The sequence below is a fragment of the Hydrogenophaga flava NBRC 102514 genome (genome assembly GCF_001571145.1).
In the GTDB taxonomy this organism is placed as follows: domain Bacteria; phylum Pseudomonadota; class Gammaproteobacteria; order Burkholderiales; family Burkholderiaceae_C; genus Hydrogenophaga; species Hydrogenophaga flava.
In genome coordinates, this window is the sequence record NZ_BCTF01000001.1 from 156747 (window position 1) to 171925 (window position 15179).

A 15179-nucleotide genomic window follows, 5' to 3' on the forward strand; every position below is an offset into this window, starting at 1 on the left:
GGGTGACGCCGAAGACGGCGCGGGGGGGTCACCCAAACCGCTTGTGGGCGATCTCCAGTAGGCCATCGAAGATCAGGGTGTCGACCAGTTCGCAGGGCGTGGACATGCTGGGCGCCATCTTCCAGCCCGCGCCACCGGTCATGTAGCAGACCGGGTCCTGGCCACAGTGGCTGCGCAGGTTGTCCCACATGCGCTGCACCGCACCGGCAATGGCGAAGGTACCGCCGCTGGTGAGCGCGTCGCTGGTGTTGGTCGGGAAGTCGCGCACCTCGCCGGTGGGCACATGCAGCCCGGCGGTGCCGGATTCCAGCGCGCGCAGCATGATGCCGTGGCCGGGCAGGATGATGCCGCCCAGGAAGCGGCCCTCCGAATCGATGGCCTCCACGGTCACCGCGGTGCCCACCATGACCACGACGCACGGCCTGGCCGGCCCCTGCTGCAGCAGGCGCTGGCGCGCGCCGATCATCGCGACCCAGCGGTCGGAACCCAGGCGGGCGGGGTGGTCGTAGCCGTTGCTCAGACCCGCCTCCGCAGCGCTGGACACCACCCACTGGGGCGTCACGTCCCACTGTTCGAGCTGTTCCTCGACCCGCCGCTTCACGGCGTCGCCCGCCACGATGCATCCCAGCACCCGGGTGGGCGCGGGCAGGCCGCTCCAGTCGCCTTCGGCCAGTTTCTCGATGTTCTCCAGGAACTGCGCACCATGCGCCAGCAGGCGCCCTCCCACACGGGGGGCGTCGTACAGCGCCCATTTCAATCGCGTGTTGCCAACATCGAGCGCCAGTAAGGTCATGCGGAAGATTATGAACAAGCCCAGGCGGGCACTTTGCGGCGACGCAGCATCGTCATCGCGGCCACACCAGCGTCAGATCAACCCGATCCAGCAGGCCCGCTGCACCGCAGAGAGCTTGTTGTCGGTCTTGAGTTTGGCCATGGCATTGGCCAGGTGGTAGTTGACGGTGCGCTCCGAGCAGTCCATGCGCTGCGCGGTTTCACGCGCAGTCAGGCCTTCGAAGGCGTAGTTCAGGCTCTCCTGCTCGCGCGGGCTGAGCGTGACGCGCTGCTCGGCAATGGCCCGGCGCAGCATGGGCCAGATGTTGTAGGCCGACCAGGCCAGGGCTGCGGCCTCTGAACGGTCCGCAAAGGCCCTGGGACTGAACATGAAGCACTCGAACGCACGCCCCGCCGGCAGGCTGAAGGCCACCCGCACCAGGGTCTGGTGCCCATGGGCCAGCCAGAGCCTGCGCCAGCGGCTGGACGGCTCGGCGTAGGCCGCCTTGGAGATGTCCTGCCAGGCCACCAGGGGCGCATCGCTGTCGCGCCAGCTGGCACCGAAGTCGGTGCTGGCGGCCAGGGCCTCCGCGGCTCCGAGCAGGCGCGGCGGATGCACCGCCAGCACCTCTCGCTCGTCCCGCCCTCCCGTCGGGTTGGGGCCCATCACCAGCACCGCCTCGACGCCGGAGTCGCGCAGGGCACGAACCCAATCGGCCAAAATGGCGTCCACGCCCACGCTGTCAAAGTTGACAGGAAGGGTCATGACGGGCGGCGCCCCGTTGCCGGGACAATGGACCCGCCCGCCTCAAGGCCGTGGGCTGGCAACGTCGGTCGACGCTGGAAGGAATACATGTTGCAGTGGGACCGTCTCAGGGTTCATAACGCCAGGCTGAGGTTCTGGCGCTGGGTGGTGGACGAAATTGTCCATGCACCTCTGGAGCCTATTTTGCATCCTTCGACGGCCCGCCTCCAGTGGCTGGGCGTCTTCACCTTCGGCGGGCACTTCATCTTCGGTTGGCTGTGGGGCCAGGCGCTGCCGCAGCCGTACGAGCTGTTTGCGGTGCGGGTGGTGCTGGCCCTGACCGGGCTGCTGCTGCTGCATCCGCGTGTGAACCGGGACCTGCAGTCCAAGACCAGCGTCTGGGTGTACGGACTGATCTTCTGGCTGCAGCTGCCGCTGTTCTTCGGGTGGATGTTCCTGATGAACGAGGGCAACAAGGTCTGGCTGGCCAGTGTGTGCAGCATGATCCTGATCTATTTCCACATCACCGACTGGCGCCTGGCTTCGCTGGGCTGCATCACCGGGTTCGCGGTGGCCGCGGGCCTGTTCCTGCTCACGGGCACACAGCAGACCTGGGTCGGCATAGAGCCCGAGAACCTCACCCTGATCGCCTTTGCCCTGGTCATGAGCCTGATGCTGGGCATGTCGGGCGCCAACCTGCGCCGGGTCCGGCTGATCAACACGCTCAGCACCATGGGCGTGATGGCGCACGAGCTGCGCACACCACTGGCCACGGTGAACCTGGTCGGCGATGTGCTGCGAGGTCTGGCCCAGCACGACGTGCCCGAACCCAAGCGCAAGAAGCTGGAGGAGCTCGCACTGCGGCTGCAGAACCTGGTGCGCAGCATGAACCGGCAGATCGATACCCAGATCTCCAACGCGCAACTGCTGAGACTGCCGCGGCCCAACACCCACCTCACGGCGTTCGAGCTGGTACAGGACGTGCTCGGCCAGTACCCCTTCCGCTCCCCGCGCGAGCGCGAATGCGTGCAGCTGGCTCTGGAAGAGGACTTCGGCTTCCTGGGGTCTCGTGCCCAGTTTTCACAGGTCCTGGTCAACCTGATCAAAAATGCCATGCATGCGCTGGCCGCATCCGGAGACGCCCCCAGGCCGGGCGACCTGCGCGTGGAGGTGACGGTCAAGGACGGACTGGGCAGGATCGTGGTGACCGACAAGGGCACCGGCATTCCGCTGCAGAAGCAGCACCGCATCTTCGAACCCTTTTTCTCCCTGCAGAGCAGTGTCGGCAACGGACTGGGACTGACGTTCTGCAAAAACGTGGTGGAGGCGTCGGACGGTCGCCTGCTCCTGCAGTCCCAACCCGGTCACGGCGCCTCGTTCACGATCGTGCTGCCCCTGCGGGACGAGCGTGCCCCCTTCATCCCGCCCACGAGTACACACTGAGCCATGGCCTTCAACTTTCCGCTGTACCACCGTTCGGGAAGCCTGATCTTTCTGGACGACGACATCGACTATCTGGAGATGCTGGGCATGGTCGTGCCCAGCTTTCTGCAAGTCGAACTGTTTTCACGACCGGCGGCTTTCATCGCCCGGATGAACGACGAACCGGCGCGCTGGGAGGCCGACGCGGGGCACCACCTGCAGATGATCGACCGCTGGCGCCACGGCCACCATCTGCTGCCACAGGTGCTGCGCTACTGGGGCTCCAACCCGGCGCGCTACCAGCTGGCGCAGACCTGTGTGGTGGACTTCGCCATGCCCGGCATCGACGGCCTGAAGGTGCTCGAAACCCTGGTGGACTGGCCGGGCTCGCGCATCCTGCTGACCGGACAGGCCGACGAGCAGATCGCCATCAAGGCCTTCAACAACGGACTGATCGACCAGTTCATCCCCAAGCAGACCGCCGACATCGCCGGTCGCCTGATGACCACCCTCATCAAGCTGGCCCGCCGCGCCCATCCGCGGCTGAACACCGTCTGGCGCACGGCCATGCAGTCCCATCACCAGGCCCTGCTGGAGGTGCCATCCATCATGGAGGCGCTGCTGACCCGGGCCCGCTCGAACTGGGTCGAATACGTCGTGCTCGATGAGCCGTTCGGCATGCTGGGGCTCACCCCGGACGGGCTTTGCGAATGGCTGCAGCTGGAGCCGGCCGCCGGCCTGAAGGACGTGGCCGATCTGGCCCGCTCGGCGGGCCTGGGGTTCGACGTCGTGCAGGCCATCCAGAAAGGGCTGCTGCTTCCAGCGGTCGAGCTGCACCAGCAGCTGGGCCTGCGCGGTCCGATCCGGACCGAAAAAGCCTTTGCGGTGGGCGACGACGATCAGCTCATCGGCGCCCTGTTCCCGCTGGCGGAGACCGACCTGCCGCTGCCGATCTACCCGTACCGCAACTTCCTGGACATGCAGGGCGTGCGGACCATTCAGGACAGTTGAGCACCCGCTCGCTGGCGGCGGGCGGCCGCCCACTCCCAGGGCCGGACCCGGTCCGCGACTTGGCGGGCGGCCGACTCGACGTGTTCGAGTTCCGCCTCGGTCAGTGCCGAGTGCAGGGTCATGCGCGCCAGAGACCGGTTGCGGCTGGTGGCCGGGGCACCAAAGAACGCGGTGTGCACCCCCAGCGCATCCAGCTCGTCGCGCACCTGGATGGTGGCGGGCTCCGGCCCCGCTTCGAGCGCGATGATCTGCTCGGTGCCCTGGTCGATCGGGTAGCCCATCTCGGTCAGCGCGCTGCGGATGCGCCGGGTCACCCGCCGCAGGTTCTCGCGCGCGGCGTCGGCCTGCTGCAGCACATCCACCGTGGCTGCCAGGCCGGCCGCTTCGTGCGGCAGCACGCAGGAGCTGAAGATGTTGGGAAAGCTGGAGGTGAGGATGTGGTAGCGCAGCCGGTCCGGCGCGGTGAAGAAGCCGGCCCGCCCTGCCATCGCCTTGGCCAGGCTCGCAGAGATGAAATGCACCCGGTCCGTGACGCCCAGCTGGGCGCACAGGCCTGCGCCTGAGGGACCGTGGGTGCCCAGCGAATGCGACTCGTCGACCAGGATCATCGAGCCGTGGCGCTCCACCACTTCGAGCATCTCCAGCAGCGGGCACACCGCACCAGTGGTGCTGTAGACCGAATCCACCGCCACCAGCCCCGGCCCGTGCCGGCTCATGAGCTTGTCCAGGTGCTGGGGGTCGTTGTGCCGGAACACCTGCGAGGGAGCGCGGGCCGCGTGGGCGCCCTCCCACAGCGAGGCGTGGGCCTGCCCGTCCAGGTAGACCGGGGTCTCCGGATTGGCCACCGACTGGATCAGGCCGACATTGGCCGCGTAGCCGGACTGGCACACGAACCCGTCCTCCTTGCCCACCCAGCGCGCGAGCTTGAGTTCGAGGTTGCGGGTCGGGTGTTCGTCGTGCATGAACACCCCGGACTGCACGGCGAAGCTGCCGCTGCGGGTCAGCGCCTCCACCTGGGCGCGGACGATGTCCGGATGGCCGGACACCGACAGGTAGTCGTTGCCGTCCAGGCGCACCGAGTTGGGGCCAGGGCGTGCGCCCTGCACCGCAAACCGACCCTGCCACAGGTCGTTCCAGCGGGGCAGGAAATCCTTCTCGATCCGCGCCTCCAGCGCGGCCGTCAGGCGGGGGGAAGGACGTTGCGTTTCAAGGGCGTGGTCCAGCAGTTCCATGGGGTGCTCCTGTAAAAAGAAGAACCCATTGAAAAAACTTGTAGGATGAAAATGGCCCCCTACCTGTCAGCTCTATCAGGGGTGGTTACGCTTTCTTCTCAAGTTTGAAGCTGGCCTTCCGATAAGCGGCGCGCCTGCGGACGGCAACGGTCTGCCCGCTCTTCTCAGTTCTGGCGCCAGGGCAGTCCGTGATAGCGCCAGCCGCCCTTGCGGCCGCGCTGGCCATGGCCATCGGGATCGCCCTCGAAACCTTCGAGGATGTTGTAAGCCTCCAGGCCCAGTTCCGTGGCGCGCCGAGCAGCCGCGATCGAGCGCACACCGCTGCGGCACAGCAGCACCAGCTTGCGCCCGCCTTCGCTGGCGGCGCGCACCGCCTCGTCGAACCCGGCGTTCATGGCCATGCCCGGCCACTGCTTCCAGGCCGCCAGCAGCGCGCCGGGCACGAAGCCCACCCATTCGCGCTCGGCATCGGTGCGCACGTCCACCAGCACCGCCTCGCCCTGCTGCACCCACTGCCAGGCCAGCTGGGGCGAGACGTCGCCCGCGTAGCCGCCCTGCCCCACACGCGGCTGCATCAGCTGCACGCCGTCTGCGTCGTGGCGCAGCCCGGAGGTGAGGTTGGCCGGCACGGCTTCGTCGATGCGGCGCGGCCGGGGCAGGTTCAGGCTGTCCATGATGGCCACGAATTCGGCCTCGGTCTTGCCGGCCACGCGCGGGTTGCTGGCCTTCTCGTGGCCGATGGTGGACGAGGTGCGGCCCTGGTAGTCGTGCCCGGGCCAGACGGTGGTGCCCTCGGGCAGCGCAAACAGCACCTGCGTGAGGCTGCGGTAGAGGTCAACCGCGCTGCCCGACTGGAAATCCGTGCGGCCACAGCCGCCGATCAGCAGCGCGTCGCCGGTGAAGACGTGGTCGCGCCAGAGGTAGCTCATGCTGCCGGCCGTATGGCCCGGTGTGTGCAGGGCGCGCAGGCGCTCGGCGCCGAATTCAAGCTCGTCGCCATCCTGCAGCTGCCGACCTGCGGTGCCGATGCCGCAGCCCGCCGGCGCTGCCGTCCGGGCGCCCGCCAGCTCGGCCAGCTTGCCGGCGCTGGTGATGTGGTCGGCATGGGCATGGGTCTCCAGGGTCCAGACCAGGCGCAACCCGTATTCGCGCAGCACGGTCAGGTCGCGCTCGATCTGCTCGTCCACCGGGTCGATGATCACGGCCTCGCGCGTGGTCTGGTCGAACAGCAGGTAGGTGTAGGTGCTTGACGCCGGGTCGAACAGCTGGATGGGTTTCATGGCGGGACCTGAAAGGCGGTGGGTCAGGAAAAACGGGCCAGCATGTCGGCCACATCGTCGGGCGGCACGTCGCCCTGGGCGATCACGCAGCCGACCATGGCAAAGAAGCTCTTGTCCAGGGCCTTGCGGGCGGCCGACAGCTGCTGGGCCACGGCTTCGCAGTCGGCGTCGGACTCCAGCAGCTTCTGGATGCCGCGCAACTGCCCTTCGACGCGCTTGAGGCGCAGCACCAGGGCACGTTTGCGTTCGGGGTCGTGGACGGTGGGCATCGGTCTCTTTCTCTGAGGGCGGCGGCCGCAAGATTCTAGGCTTGGGCGGGCTTCCCCCATGGTGCATCCGGGCGGCCTGCGTTAACATTCGAATTTACGTTTACGTAAACGTCAATCAACCCACAAGCACCCTCATGAGCACCCAGAACGGTATGGACCAGGCGGCTTTCCCGGCGCTGCGCGCACCGGCGGAAAGCGCCTGGGCCCGGTGGCAGATCGGGCCCACCCGGCGCCAGGTCCGGCTGAAGGACCTGGACCCGGGGGACAAACCCTTCTCGAAGGGCAGCAAGGCCGAAGACCAGGCACAGGTGCTGGCCCTGGCACGCGAGATCGACGAGCTGCAGAACCTGTTCTACGCCGATGGCCGCCACAAGCTGCTGGTGATCCTGCAGGGCACCGACACCTCGGGCAAGGACGGCACCATCCGCGGCGTGTTCGGCCAGACCAGCCCGCTGGGCGTGCACACCGTGGGCTGGAAAGCGCCCACCGAGCCCGAGCGCGCGCACGACTACCTCTGGCGCATCCACCAGCAGGTGCCGGCCGCCGGCCACATCACCGTGTTCAACCGCAGCCACTACGAGGACGTGCTGGTGCCGGTGGTCAATGACTGGATCACCCCGGCGCAGACCAAGCAGCGCTACCAGCACATCAACGACTTCGAACGCCTGCTGGCCGAGACCGGCACCGTGGTGCTGAAGTTCATGCTGCACATCGGCTTCGACGAGCAGCGCGAACGCCTGCAGGAGCGGGTGGACGACGTCACCAAACACTGGAAATTCAGCCTCGGCGACCTGGACGTGCGCAAGCAGTGGGCCGACTACCAGAAGGCCTACGAGGACCTGCTCGAAGCCACCTCGACCGCCTGGGCGCCCTGGACCGTGGTGCCCGCCAACAGCAAGACGCACCGCAACCTGATGATCGCGACCATCGTGCGCGACACGCTCCAGGCGCTGGACCTGCGCTTTCCCCCCGAAGACCCGGCCCTCAAGGGGCTGCGGGTCGAATGACCGCTCATCCCGACAAGCCCACCCGAGAGAGACCCCACCATGACCGACCTGTCCGCCGACTTCAAGGCCCTGGCCAGCTACCGCCCCACGAACAAGGTGCGTTTCGTCACCGCCGCCCGCCTGTTCGATGGCCACGACGCCGCCATCAACATCATGCGGCGCATCCTGCAGGGCATGGGCGCCGAGGTGATCCACCTGGGCCACAACCGCTCGGTGGACGACGTCGTCACGGCCGCGTTGCAGGAAGACGTGCAGGGCATCGCCATCAGCTCGTACCAGGGCGGTCACGTCGAGTACTTCAAGTACATGGTCGACCTGCTCAAGCAGCGCGGCGGTGAACACATCCAGGTGTTCGGCGGCGGCGGTGGCGTGATCGTGCCAGCCGAGATCCGCGAACTGCACAGCTACGGCGTGGGCCGCATCTACAGCCCCGAAGACGGCCAGAAGATGGGGCTGCAGGGGATGATCGGCGAGATGGTGATGCGCTGCGACCGCGACATCAGCGCCTACGCCCCCAAGGCCATCGACGCGATCCAGGGCCACGGCGAGATGAACTGGCGCGCCCTGGCGCAGCTCATCACGGCACTGGAAAACGGGAAAGCGGACGCCGCGATGGTCGATGCGGTGCGCGCCGCGGCGGCTGGCAAAACCGTGCCCGTGCTGGGCATCACCGGCACCGGCGGCGCCGGCAAGTCCTCGCTCACCGACGAGCTGATCCGCCGCATCCGTCTGGACCAGGACGACGCGCTGCGCGTGGCCGTGATCTCCATCGACCCCTCGCGCCGCAAAAGCGGTGGCGCCCTGCTGGGCGACCGCATCCGCATGAACGCGATCACGCCCTGGCAGAAGGGCCCGCGCATCTACATGCGCAGCCTGGCCACGCGCGACACCAGCAGCGAGATCAGCGCCGCCCTGCCCGATGTGGTGGCGGCCTGCAAGGTGGCGGGCTTCGACCTGATCATCGTCGAGACCTCGGGCATCGGCCAGGGCGACGCCGCCATCGTGCCGCACGTGGACATTCCGATGTACGTGATGACGCCCGAGTTCGGCGCTGCCAGCCAGCTGGAAAAGATCGACATGCTGGACTTCGCCGAGTTCGTGGCGATCAACAAGTTCGACCGCAAGGGCGCGGCCGACGCGCTGCGCGATGTGGCCAAACAGGTGCAGCGCAACCGCGAGGCCTTCACCGTCATGCCCGACCAGATGCCGGTGTTCGGCACCATGGCGGCGCGCTTCAACGACGACGGCGTGACCGCGCTCTACCAGGCGCTCAAGGCTCGACTGATCGAGAAGGGCCTGAAACTGAGCGACGGCCAGCTGCCGCTGGTGGACGTGCGCCACAGCACCAACCAGACGCCCATCGTGCCGCCCGCACGCACCCGCTACCTGGCCGAGATCTCGGACACCGTGCGTGGCTACAAGAAGCGGGCGCGCGAACAGGCCAAGCTGGCGCGCGAAATCCAGCAGCTGCGCGCCGCCGCCCGCATGCTGACCGAGACAAAACCCGACAAGCCCAAGGCCGCCGAAGCCGCCATCGACCTGGCCCAGACGCGCGAGCTGCAGCAGGACCCGGCCGCGCGCAAGCTGCTGACCCAGTGGCCCGACATGCAGAAAGCCTACGCCGGCGACGAGTACGTGGTGAAGATCCGCGACAAGGAAATCCGCACCGCACTCACCACGAAGAGCCTCTCGGGAACCACCATCCGCAAGGTGGCGCTGCCTCAGTACGAAGACCACGGCGAAATCCTCAAGTGGCTGATGCTGGACAACGTGCCGGGCAGCTTCCCCTACACCTCGGGCACCTTCGCCTTCAAGCGGGAGGGCGAGGACCCGACCCGCATGTTCGCCGGCGAAGGCGACCCCTTCCGCACCAACCGCCGCTTCAAGCTGGTGAGCGAAGGCATGCCGGCCAAGCGCCTGTCCACCGCCTTCGACTCCGTCACCCTGTACGGCAACGACCCGGACCTGCGGCCCGACATCTACGGCAAGGTGGGCAACAGTGGCGTGAACGTGGCGACGCTGGACGACATGAAGGTGCTGTATTCGGGCTTTGACCTCTGCAACCCGACCACCAGCGTGTCGATGACCATCAACGGCCCGGCGCCGTCGATCCTGGCAATGTTCATGAACACCGCCATCGACCAGAACCTGGAGAAGTTCAAGGCCGAGAACGGCCGCGAGCCCACCGACACCGAGGCCGCCAAGATCCGCGAGTGGGTGCTGGCCAATGTGCGCGGCACGGTGCAGGCCGACATCCTGAAAGAAGACCAGGGCCAGAACACCTGCATCTTCTCGACCGAGTTCTCGCTCAAGGTGATGGGCGACATCGCCGAGTACTTCGTGCACCACGACGTGCGCAACTTCTACTCGGTGTCCATTTCGGGGTATCACATTGCCGAGGCCGGCGCCAACCCGATCAGCCAGCTCGCCTTCACGCTGTCCAACGGCTTCACCTTCGTGGAGGCGTACCTGGCGCGCGGCATGCACATCGACGACTTCGCGCCCAACCTGAGTTTCTTCTTCAGCAACGGCATGGACCCGGAATACACGGTGCTGGGCCGCGTGGCCCGCCGCATCTGGGCGGTGGCGATGAAGGAGAAGTACGGAGCCAACGAACGGTCGCAGAAGCTGAAGTACCACATCCAGACCAGTGGCCGCAGCCTGCACGCGCAGGAAATCCAGTTCAACGACATCCGCACCACGCTGCAGGCGCTGATCGCGATCTACGACAACTGCAACTCGCTGCACACCAACGCCTTCGACGAGGCGATCACCACGCCGACCGAAGACAGCGTGCGCCGCGCGATGGCGATCCAGCTCATCATCAACCGCGAGTGGGGCCTGGCCAAGAACGAGAACCCGAACCAGGGCAGCTTCATCATCGACGAGCTGACCGAGCTGGTCGAGGAAGCCGTGCTGGCCGAGTTCGAGAAGATCGCCGAGCGCGGCGGCGTGCTGGGCGCCATGGAGACCGGCTACCAACGCAGCAAGATCCAAGAAGAGAGCATGCACTACGAGATGCTCAAGCACACCGGCGAATACCCCATCATCGGCGTCAACACCTTCCGCAACCCGCACGGCGACACCACGCCCGAGACCATCGAGCTGGCCCGTTCGACCGAAGAGGAAAAGCAGTCGCAACTCGCACGGCTGGCCGATTTCCACACCCGCCACGCAGCCGAAGCCCCGGTGCAGCTGGCGCGGCTGAAGCAGGCGGTGATCGAGAACAAGAACGTGTTCGAGGTGCTGATGGACGCGGTGCGCTGCTGTTCGCTGGGCCAGATCACCAGCGCCCTGTTCGAGGTGGGTGGCCAGTACCGGCGGAACATGTGAGCCCCCGCCCGGCCCCGGGTTGCTAGACTCCATGACCCACATGGGTCCACGCACAGCAGCCCACCTCTTCATGGCCTTACCCAGCGAGCCCACCACCCCGTTCAGCGGCGACACCCGACCTTGGGGGCTGGTCGCGCTGGTGCTCGTGTCCATCGGCCTGCTGGTCGCACTGGCCACCGTCCTGCTGATGGCCCAGCGGGACGCGGCACTGGACCTCGCCCAGGCCCGGGCGCAGCGGGAGGTCCGGCGCCTGGCCTCAGAGCTCGACCAGTCCTTCCGGCTGGGTCGCGCCGCCATCGAAGTCAGCCACTTCTCGCCCGGACTGCAGCCGCCCCACCTGCTGGGCGACCACCGTCTGTTGGTGGACTCGCTGAGCCTGCCGTTCGAACTGCACCGCCTGCCCCCAGGCGAACAGGCTAGCGCCATTCCCGAACGGACGTGGATGCCGGAACTCACCCGCGAGGAAGACGGGCGCTGGGTGCTGCCGTTCCTGTGGCGCCAGCCGGGGCCCGGTGCCCTTGCAACCTACGAGCTGTGGCTGCCCCGCGACGCCGTTCTGGCGCGCTTCGAATCCGAAGGCCTGCCCGAGGGCGGCAGCATGAGCCTGTTCCGGCTGGAGCCCGACGGGGCGACCACCGTGCTGGTGCGCCACCCGCTGGTGGCCGAGGAACAGGGGCGCAGCTTCCGCGGCCACCTCGCCTCCGCGCTGGACCACCAGGCCGCCGGTGTGTTCCAGGCCGAGGCCATGATCGACGGGGTGGAGCGCATCGTCGGTTACCAACGCCTCGGCGGCGAAGCCGACCGCCTGGTCGTGGTGTACGCCCTGTCGGTCGACAGCGTGCTGAGCAGCTGGCGGACCCTGCTGCCGCTGGCCTGGGGCCTCACCCTGCTGGTGGCCGCGGCCATGGCCCACGGCGCCTGGCGCCTGCACCGCTCGATGCGCGCGCTGGCCCGCAGCGAGCACCACCTGCAGACCCTGACCGATCACATGCCCGATGTGGTCGTGCGCTATGACAGCGCCTGTCGTGTGCTGTATGCCAACCCGTCGACCGAAGCGGCGACCGGATTGAAACCCGAGGCGCTGATCGGCCACCCCATCAGCGCCCTGGGCGCCTCGCCCGACAACGAAGCGCAGTGGACCGGCTGCCTGCAAAGGGTGTTCGCCAGCGGGGAGGCCGAAACCCTCTACTTCAGCCACCTCGGCCCCAGGGGCATGCGGTTCTGGGAGTCCCAGGCCCGACTGGAACCCGCGTCGGCCGGCGAAGCCCCCACCGTCCTGGTGATCACGCGCGACATCACAGAGCGCCACGAAGCAGAAGCCCTGCGGCACTCCGCACAGCAGCTCTTCGAGACCGCCTTCCAGGCCGCACCCGAGGCCATGTCGCTCAGCGAGTGGCACAGCGGCCGTCTGCTGCTGGTCAACGACACCTTCTGCGAGCTGTTCGGGCGCTCGCGCGAACAGCTGATCGGCCAGCCCTCGGCCGGCCTGGGGCTCTGGAACACCGCCATCCGCCACCAGAGCCTGATCGATGCCCTGGAGCATGGCGAGAACGTGCGCGATGTCGAGGGCAGCAGCCACCGCGGCGACGGCCAGCTGATCCACGTGCGCTACAGCGCCGAACGGGTGCAGCGGGACGGCGGCGACTGCCTGTTGCTGATGTTCCGCGACGTCACCCAGCTGGAACGGGACCAGCGGGCGCTCAAGCGCAACGAGCAGCGCTTCCGGCTGGCCGCCTCGCACGGGCAGGTGTGGGAACGCGACTTCCTGCGCGACCTCATCCTGCCCAGCGACGAGTTCTTCCTGAACCTGGGGTACCAGCCTCCCGCGCAAGAGCAGATGGAGCAGGTCGTCTCAGGGCTGATCCATCCGGAGGACCGCCGCCGCGTGCGCGAGGCCCTGCGCCGTTTCCTCCGGGGCGAGGCCGATTTCCGCATCGAGTTCCGCGCCTTCGACGCCCAGGGTCGGTTGCGCTGGTTCGACACCCGGGGCAGCGGCCTTCGTAACGCCATGGGCCGCGTGACCTACATGGCGGGCACCACCTTCGAGATCACCGACCGCAAGGCGCTGGAAGAAGCACAGCGACAGACCCTCAAACACCTGGACACGGTGGCCAATGCCTCGGCCGGGCTGGCCTGGACCGTGGACGACCAGAAGCACCCGGACTGGCTCAACCAGGCCTGGCTCGACTTCACCGGCCGCGACCTGGCCACCGAATGCGACACCTTCTGGCTGGAAGACCTGCATCCGCAGGACCAGGACCGCTGCGAGAAGATCTTCAACGAGAACTTTGATGCGCGCCGGCCCTACAGCATGGAGTACCGCCTGCGCCGCCACGACGGCGAGTTCCGCTGGGTGCACGAACAGGCCCGACCCCGCTACGACGCCGACCAGCGTTTCGTCGGCTACGTCGGCTCCTGCCTGGACGTGACCGATCTGCGGGAGGCCGAGGCCACCGCACGCGAGCGCGACGCCACCCTCAAGCAGGTCTTCGACGTGCTCAAGGACATGCTGTTTGTGGTGGACGAACAGGCCCGCTTCGTGTTCTACCAGGCGGGCTCCGAACAGCTCTATCGGCGGCCCGAGGAGTTCCTGGGGCGCACCATCCGCGAGGTCATGCCCGCGCCGCTCGCAGCCAGCCTGCATGCGGCCATGGCCAGGGCCCGCAGCGACGGACTGCAGGAGCTGGGCTACAGCATCGAGATGGCCGATGGCCCCCACTACTTCAACGCCCGCCTGGCCTGGCTTCCAGGCGGTGACCAGTGCATGTTCCTGGTGCGCGACATCACCGAGCAGCAGCAGGTCCAGCGGGAGCGGGAGCACATGAACGACTTTGTGCTGCTGCTGTTCCGCCTGGCCAGCCGCTTCATCAACCTGCCCCTGCAGCAGATGGACCAGGCGATCCTGGAAGCGCTGGGCGATCTGGGCAGCTTCGTGGCCGCCGACCGCGCCTACCTGTTCGACTACGACTTCAAGGCCCGCACCAGTTCCAACACGCACGAGTGGTGCGCCGAGGGCGTTGCCTCCGAGCAGGCCCGGCTGCAGAACCTGCCGATGGACTGGGACGAAGACTGGGTGGCCGCACACCAGCGGGGCGAGATGGTGTACCTGCCCGACGTGCAGGCCATGCCCGAAGGCCCGCTCAAGGACATCGTCAAGGCCCAGGGCATCCGCAGCCTCATGACCCTGCCCTTGACCGGACAGGAAGGCTGCCATGGCTACGTGGGCCTGGACTCGGTCCGCAGCGACCACGTCTATGCAGAGGAAGAAATCACGCTGCTCAAGCTGTTCGCGCAGATGCTGGTCAACCTGCAGGAACGCAGCCGTGCCCAGGCCCGGTTGCGCGAACTGGCCGAGCAGCTCGAAATGAAGGTGCAGGAGCGCACCCAGCAGCTGCACGACAGCGTGCAGCGGCTGCAGGTCGTCAACCGCGAGCTGGAGTCCTTCACCTACTCGGCCTCGCACGACCTGCGCACACCGCTGCGTGGCATCGAGGGGTTCAGCGCCCTGCTGCTGGAGGAGCACGCGCAGCAGCTGGACGAGCAGGGCCGCGACTACCTGCGCCGCATCCAGCGTGCGACGCTGCACATGTCGCGCCTGGTCAGCGACCTGCTGGCCTACTCGCGGCTGCAGCAGATGACCGAGCAGATCGGGCCGGTGGGCCTGGCCGCGTGCGTGCGGGATGTGGCAGCGCCGTTCCGCGACGAGCTCGAAACCCGCCAGGGCGTGCTGGAGATACCGGTGCCCGAAAGCCTGCACGTGCAGGCCGACGCCAAGGGCCTGGCCATCGTGCTGCGCAACCTGATCGACAACGCGCTGAAGTTCACGCCGGCGGGCCAGGCGCCGCGCATCCGCATCGGGGCGCAGACCCGCGGCGACCGGGTGCTGCTGAGCGTGACCGACCAGGGCATCGGTTTCGACATGAAGCACCACGACCGCATCTTCGGCATGTTCCAGCGCCTGCACCGTCAGGACCAGATTCCGGGCACCGGCATCGGGCTGGCCCTGGTGCTCAAGGCCGTGGAACGCATGGGCGGGACGATCCGCGCCGAGAGCGCGCCCGGTCAGGGCGCGCGCTTCGAGATCGAGCTGCCCCTGGCCTGAATGCGGG

Annotated in this window: 10 protein-coding genes and 1 pseudogene; 5 read left to right on the forward strand and 6 right to left on the reverse strand. The window is 67.5% G+C overall.

Features of this window, described 5'->3' with window-relative positions:
• Positions 1–28 precede the first annotated feature (28 nt).
• Complete coding sequence (locus HFL01S_RS00765) at positions 29–793, reverse strand: type III pantothenate kinase (RefSeq protein ID WP_066253266.1); 765 nt, start codon at positions 791–793, stop codon at positions 29–31.
• Between the two features lie 72 nt (positions 794–865).
• Positions 866–1537, reverse strand: coding sequence for a helix-turn-helix transcriptional regulator (locus tag HFL01S_RS00770; RefSeq protein ID WP_066253269.1), 672 nt, complete (start codon positions 1535–1537; stop codon positions 866–868).
• Positions 1538–1720: 183 nt separating this feature from the next.
• Here HFL01S_RS00770 and HFL01S_RS00775 point away from each other — a divergent pair, with 183 nt between their 5' ends.
• Positions 1721–2959, forward strand: coding sequence for a sensor histidine kinase (locus tag HFL01S_RS00775; RefSeq protein ID WP_245644709.1), 1239 nt, complete (start codon positions 1721–1723; stop codon positions 2957–2959).
• A 3-nt stretch (positions 2960–2962) separates the two neighbouring features.
• Positions 2963–3949, forward strand: a complete 987-nt coding sequence (locus HFL01S_RS00780; protein WP_066253272.1) for a response regulator — start codon at positions 2963–2965, stop codon at positions 3947–3949.
• Here the strand turns inward: HFL01S_RS00780 and cqsA are convergent.
• The 4 genes and pseudogenes from cqsA to HFL01S_RS00795 form a co-directional block, all read right to left on the reverse strand.
• Positions 3937–5181, reverse strand: a complete 1245-nt coding sequence (gene cqsA / locus HFL01S_RS00785; protein ID WP_066253275.1) for an alpha-hydroxyketone-type quorum-sensing autoinducer synthase — start codon at positions 5179–5181, stop codon at positions 3937–3939. The two genes, HFL01S_RS00780 and cqsA, sit on opposite strands and share 13 nt — an antisense overlap.
• Before the next feature lie 164 nt (positions 5182–5345).
• Positions 5346–5756: a rhodanese-like domain-containing protein gene (locus HFL01S_RS25595; protein ID WP_245644716.1), complete on the reverse strand. Its 411-nt coding sequence runs from the start codon at positions 5754–5756 to the stop codon at positions 5346–5348.
• Between the two features lie 24 nt (positions 5757–5780).
• A pseudogene (locus HFL01S_RS25600) lies at positions 5781–6461 on the reverse strand (MBL fold metallo-hydrolase); the annotation flags it as partial.
• A gap of 23 nt (positions 6462–6484) precedes the next feature.
• Complete coding sequence (locus tag HFL01S_RS00795) at positions 6485–6730, reverse strand: metal-sensitive transcriptional regulator (protein ID WP_066253282.1); 246 nt, start codon at positions 6728–6730, stop codon at positions 6485–6487.
• A gap of 134 nt (positions 6731–6864) precedes the next feature.
• Between HFL01S_RS00795 and HFL01S_RS00800 the strand changes: the two genes are divergently transcribed.
• From HFL01S_RS00800 to HFL01S_RS00810, 3 genes are all read left to right on the forward strand, one after another.
• A complete protein-coding gene (locus tag HFL01S_RS00800) occupies positions 6865–7737 on the forward strand; it encodes a PPK2 family polyphosphate kinase (RefSeq protein ID WP_245644710.1) in 873 nt (290 codons plus the stop codon).
• A 39-nt stretch (positions 7738–7776) separates the two neighbouring features.
• Positions 7777–11070, forward strand: coding sequence for a fused isobutyryl-CoA mutase/GTPase IcmF (gene icmF / locus HFL01S_RS00805; RefSeq protein ID WP_066253287.1), 3294 nt, complete (start codon positions 7777–7779; stop codon positions 11068–11070).
• 70 nt (positions 11071–11140) lie between these two features.
• Positions 11141–15172, forward strand: coding sequence for a PAS domain S-box protein (locus tag HFL01S_RS00810; protein WP_066253290.1), 4032 nt, complete (start codon positions 11141–11143; stop codon positions 15170–15172).
• The last annotated feature ends 7 nt before the right edge of the window (positions 15173–15179 follow it).